Source organism: Paenibacillus cisolokensis (assembly GCF_018403665.1).
GTDB lineage: Bacteria > Bacillota > Bacilli > Paenibacillales > Paenibacillaceae > Paenibacillus_AH > Paenibacillus_AH cisolokensis.
On sequence record NZ_BOVJ01000233.1, the window covers coordinates 1 to 1,533 of the forward strand.

1 protein-coding gene is annotated in these 1,533 nt (G+C 47.6%); it reads right to left on the reverse strand.

Annotated elements, in window-relative coordinates:
* Positions 1-167: 167 nt before the first annotated feature.
* Positions 168-1,376: an IS4 family transposase gene (locus PACILC2_RS24940; RefSeq protein WP_213531632.1), complete on the reverse strand. Its 1,209-nt coding sequence runs from the start codon at positions 1,374-1,376 to the stop codon at positions 168-170.
* Positions 1,377-1,533: the final 157 nt, after the last annotated feature.

Genomic DNA, 1,533 nt, shown 5'->3' on the forward strand with positions numbered 1-1,533 from the left:
CACTAGCGTTGCATCAAAGAGTCGTTTGTTTGTAAAAACAGGTTTGGATTAGAATAAAAGTATCTATGATCAAAAATTTACAGTTATCCTTTCCCCTGAATGAGCGAAAATCGTTATACCGGAATAAGCGTAGAAGTCATGTTACCAGCAAATGTAATTTAAGGTTGTTATCTTACAATCATTCGTGCGCCCTTCAGCTTTACCGGATGTTTGCGTGGTCGCCCACGTTTGGCTTTTTTCTTTCGTCCTTTTGAAGTGCGTGTTGGCTGTCGGAACAACGCTTGCAGGAACATTTCCCATTCTCTGCCTACGTAAAGCCGCAACAGTTGAAGAACTCTCCACGGCGTATGCGTTGTCCCCGTTTGCAGCTTGATGATGAGCACCAGGGCGTATGCGGTCAAAGCCAAGTACATCTGCGTCCATACCGCTTCCGGTTCCAGACTGTACAGTTTGACGAGCTTCAAATGCTGTTTGATCCACTTGAAGAACAACTCGATCATCCAGCGGTGGCGATAAATCTCGCTAATCTGCTCTGCTGAAAGCTCGTTCACGTTGGTGAGGATCCGGTAGTGGTTGTCTTTGTCATCGGTGAATTCCACCAAGCGAAGTTCAACCTCTACCGTTTCGCCATTGTCGGTGAAAGAGACTTTAACGTCCGCGTCACGCAAAACTTTGGAGGCTTCAGGCACCGGCCGTTCACGAACAGTCACCGTCTTGTTCCGTTTCTGAATCCGGGCGACAAAGCGGATGTTCTGATCCGCCCACGCTTTGTAGTTCTTGTATACAATGTACCCGCGATCCATGACGTAAATCGCATCGTCCGCTACCACCAGATCCACCGCGACTTCGGAATCTGCTACATCGGCGGTGGATGCGATGATGCGATCCGGAAACACGGTGTCGCGGTCGGTGACGATGAGACGGGTGTGCATCTTCACGGCGTTTTTGGTTTTGGAGCAGTACGCCCATTGCCCCGCAACAGTAGGCAGTGTCAGCTCCGATGAGTCAATGATGCTCAGTTTTCCCAGTCCCGGGATGCCTTTACGATCCTGGGTAAGATGCCTCAGTTTCTGCACCGCTTTCAGAAACAGCGTTTGGCTATAGGTATAAGGGATCGCCCGCAGTTTGCGCGAGATCTGGGATTCGCTGATGGACGCTAGATCCAGCACTTGTTGAAACGACTCCGAGGAACGCAGATGCTCCGTTATCACACGATAGCTGCCATGTTGTCTCAACTGTGCCTCGATCATCAATTTCACCAGTTTAGCAGCCGTAAGCTTTTGAGCGCGAAAATCAAAGGTTTTATCGCGTTCATCGCTTAAATCGAGCAAATCAAGACATTTACAAATGACCTGGTTATTTGGTATGCTACCCATGCGGTTTTCTCCTTTGTTAAGTGGAGTGGGCAACATGTCTACCCCTTAACAATAGGAGATTTTTTATGTTTTAACAGGTCAATTGCATCAAGATATAGCATTTATAGGAATTTATCGAACTAAAAATTTTCATCGTCTGTTTGATGCAACGCTAGTG